General features: G+C 76.2%; 2 protein-coding genes. Both read left to right on the top strand.

What is annotated here, in order from left to right:
- The first annotated feature begins 44 nt into the window (after positions 1-44).
- Positions 45-1,463: an HAD-IA family hydrolase gene (locus V7E45_RS38045; RefSeq protein WP_333778846.1), complete on the top strand. Its 1,419-nt coding sequence runs from the start codon at positions 45-47 to the stop codon at positions 1,461-1,463.
- Positions 1,464-1,557: 94 nt separating this feature from the next.
- Positions 1,558-4,090, top strand: a 2,533-nt coding sequence (locus tag V7E45_RS38040; protein WP_333778845.1) for a sensor histidine kinase, incomplete at its 3' end; no start/stop codon positions are given.

The raw sequence follows: 4,090 nt of genomic DNA, 5'->3' as shown, positions 1-4,090 counted from the left end.
CCCCCGACCGCCCCCACGCCCGGCTGCGTGCGGTCCTGTTCGACATGGACGGCACCCTCGTGGACACCGAACGCCTGTGGTGGGAGGCGGTCGAGCAGGTCGCCGGACGCGCGCTGACCGAAGCCGACCAGCCGGAGGTGCTCGGCCGCCCCGTCGAGCACACCGCCGGCTGGCTCACCGCGGCCACCGGCAGGCCCGCCGCCGAGCTCGCCGCCGACCTGCACCGCGAGTTCGCCGAGCGCGTCCGCAACGGCATCGTGCCCCGACCCGGCGCCGTCGAGCTGCTGGACGCCCTCGCCGCCGACGGCATCCCGGCCGCCCTGGTCACCGCGTCCCCGCGCGCGGTCGCCGACGTCGTCCTCGACGCCCTGGGCGCCCACCGGTTCGCCACGTCCGTCACCGCCGACGACACCGTCCGCACCAAGCCCGCCCCCGACCCCTACCTCGCCGCCTGCCGGGACCTCGGCGTCGACCCCGCGGCCTGTGTCGCTGTGGAGGACACCGGGACCGGCGTGGCCTCCGCCGAGGCGGCCGGGTGCGCGGTGCTCGCCGTGCCCTCGCTCGCGCCGATCGCCGAGGCGCCCGGCCGGACCGTCCGGGACAGCCTGACCGGGGTCACGGCCGCCGGTCTGGAACGCATGGTCGTACCCCGGCTCCGCGTGATGAGCTGGAACCTGTGGCTCGGCGGCAGCCAGGTCGACGACCACCGCGCCAAGCAGGTCGAGGCGGTCCTCGGCAGCGGCGCCGACGTCGTCGGGCTCCAGGAGACCGGCGGGACGGCCGCCCAGGAGCTGGCCGAGGCCCTCGGCTGGCACCACCACCGGGCCGGCGAGAACCTCGGCGTCCTCAGCCGTCACCCCATCACCGCCCGCTTCGGCGACCCGGACGTCGGCTTCTACGGCGCGTCAGGGGTCCGGATCGCGGTCGCCCCCGGCCACGAGGTCGACGTCTGGACCGCACACCTGCACTACACGCCGTACGGGCCCTACGAGGCGGCGTTCGACGGACTGCCGGCGGACGAGCTGATCGCCCACGAGGAGCTGCGGCTCGGCCAGATGCGCGACGCCCTGGACCGTATCGCCGGGTCCGCGCGCGAAGGCGTCCCGGTCGTGCTCGTCGGCGACTTCAACTGCCCCTCGCACCTGGACTGGCCGGACGTCCGGTGGCCGGTGACCGAGGCGGCCGAGAAGGCGGGGTTCGCCGACTCCTACCGCGAGGCCCACCCCGAGCCCGCCGCCCGACCCGGGCACACCTGGTCGCCGGTCCACCCGGTGCACGAGGACGGCAGCGGCCGGCCCGAACCACAGGACCGGATCGACTACGTCCTGCACCGCGGCCTGACCGTGCTCGACTCCCGCACGCTGGTCACCGGCACCCCGCGGCCCTGGCCGGACGTGGCGGGCAACGAGTGGCCCTCCGACCACGCGGCGGTCGTCACGACCTTCGCCCTGCCGGCCGGGTGACCGGGGGTTACCGCAGGTCACCATTGCGTCGCCGGTGTTGATCCCGTAGGTTGTGCCGAACTTTCTACCGACTGGTAACACCGGCAGGTACCCCATGCGCTGGCCCTTCGGCCGTCCCACCACCGTCCGCTCGCGGATCGTGGCGCTCGCGCTCGCCCCGGCCGTCGCCCTGATGGCGCTGTGGAGCTTCGCCATGGTGTCGGTCACGGCCGAACTGCGCGCGCTGATCCGGCTCCAGGGGGTGTACGAGGACTTCGGCACCCCCGTGGACACCGCGGTCGGTCAGATCCAGATCGAGCGCCGGATGTCCGCCGCCTACCTGGGGACCCGCCGCGACATGACCGCCGCCGGCGACCTGCTCGGCCAGCAGCGCCGTACCGACCGGGCCGTCGACGCCCTGCGCCAGGCCGTCCGGGACGGAGACGACGGCCGGCTCACCGACCGCCAGCGGCAGGCCCTTGACACCATGGTCGCCGCCACCGGGAGACTCGAGGGACTGCGCGAGCACGTGCTCGCCAGGGACATCACCTGGGACCGGGCGGTCGACGCCTACAGCGCGCTGGTCGAGCCCGGCTTCGACGTGCAGTCCACGCTCACCGCGCTCCAGGCCGGGCAGCTCGCCCGCGAGGCCCAGGTCGTCACCGAACTGGTGCGGGTCCGCGAGTTCGTCTCCCGGGAGGACGCCCTGGTCGCCGGTGCGCGCGCCGCCGGGACCCTCACCGACCGGCAGTACGACAGCCTCACCTCGACGATCGAGGACCGGCGCGTCTTCGAGCGCACCTACGTGCCCGACCTGCCCGCCGACTCGCGCGCCCTGTTCGAGCGGTTCCATCGCGACGGCACCTACCGCTCGCTGGTGCGGGGCGAGGACGCGCTGCTGCGGGCCGGTGCCGGAGGGGCCGGGCAGGCCGTCGCCGCCGACACCTGGCGGTCCACCACCGACCGGGCCGTCAAGCGCTACATGCGACTGTGCACCCGCTCCGCCGAGAACTCCGCCGCGCGGGGGCGTGCCTTCGCCTACCACGAGCTGACCAAGGCCGCCGTCGTGGGCGCGGCCGGTCTCGCCGCCGTGACGCTGTCGCTGTGGCTCGCGGTGCGTGGCGCCCGGCGCATCTCGCGCCGCCTGGAGACCCTGCGGGACGCGGCGGACGTGCTCACCACCCGGCAACTCCCGGACGTCATGCGCAGGCTGAGCGCGGGGGAGCGGGTGGACGCGCTCGCCGAGGCGCCGCCGCTCGCCGCCGACGAGGCGGGGGACGACGAGATCGAGCAGGTCGGCCGCTCGTTCAACACCGCTCGGCACGCCGCGGTGGAGGCCGCCGTCAAGCAGGCCGGACTGCGCCGGGGCCTGTTCGCCGTGCTGCTCAACATCGCCCGGCGCAACCAGGCGCTGGTACACCGTCAGCTCAAACTGGTCGACACCCTGGAGCGGCGCACGGACGACCCCGACGTACTGCGACAGCTGTTCCGCATCGACCATCTGACCACCCGTATGCGCCGGCACGCGGAGAGCCTGATCATCCTGTCCGGCGCCGCGCCCGGCCGGCGCTGGCGCGGGCCCGTGCCGGTCGCGGACGTCGTCGCCTCGGCGGTGAGCGAGATCGAGGACTACACGCGGGTGGTGGTCCCGCCGATGCCCGAGACCGCCGTCGCGGCGGACGCCGTCGCAGACATCGCGCACCTCCTCGCGGAACTGCTGGAGAACGCCACGGCGTTCTCGCCGCCGCACACCCAGGTCACACTGCGCCCGGGACGGGTCGGCGGCGGCTTCGTCCTGGAGATCGACGACCGGGGCCTCGGTCTCGACGCCGAGCAGCGCGCCCACGCCGAGCGCACCCTCACCGACCCCGACGCCTTCGACCCGACCCGGCACGACCGGCTCGGCCTGTACGTCGTCGGCCGCCTCGCCGCCCGCCACGGCATCACCGTGACCCTCCGCGACTCGCCGTACGGCGGCACGACGGCGGTGGTACTGCTGCCGCGGGGGGTGCTGGCCGAGGCGGAAGGCGCCGGTGCGGGTGCCGTCGGGGGCGTCGGTCCGGGTGTCGTCGCCGGTGCCGGCGTCGGGCGGGCTGTGGGCGCCGGTGCCGGCGCGGTGGCCGGGGGCGGTGCTGCCGCGGGGGCCGACCCGGCGCACGCGCCCGGGTCCGGCGCCGGGCCCGCACCCGGCCCTGGTGCCGGGGCGGATGCCGGCTCGGTACACGCCGGCGACTCTGTCGCCGGAACCGATCCCGGCGCGGGTGTCTGGCCGGGTGCCGGTTCTGGCGTCGGGCGGGGTGTGGGCGCCGGTGCCGACGCGGTGGCCGGGGGTGGTGCCGCTGAGGGTGCCGGCTCGGCGCACGCGTCGGGCTCGGTCGCCGGGACCGACCCCGGCCCGGGCGCAGGTGGTGGTGCCGGACCCGGCGCCGTCGCCGGGGCGGGTGGCGGTGCGGCGCACACGTTCGGCCCGGTCACCGGGACCGATCCTGGCGCAGGCGCAGGCGCAGGCGCAGGCGCAGGCGCAGGCGCGAGTGCTGGTGCCGGACCCGGCGCGGAGCGGCCGCTTCCGGGGCGGCGGCCGGAGGCGGCCGAGCCGTTGGCGGGGCTGCCGTCGAGGAGGCGGAGCGCGCCCGGGCCCGTGCCCGAGG

The organism is Streptomyces sp. IBSBF 3136 (genome assembly GCF_036815105.1).
Taxonomy (GTDB): domain Bacteria; phylum Actinomycetota; class Actinomycetes; order Streptomycetales; family Streptomycetaceae; genus Streptomyces.
Note: the sequence above shows the minus strand (reverse complement) of the source record. Positions and strands in the feature narration are given on the sequence as shown.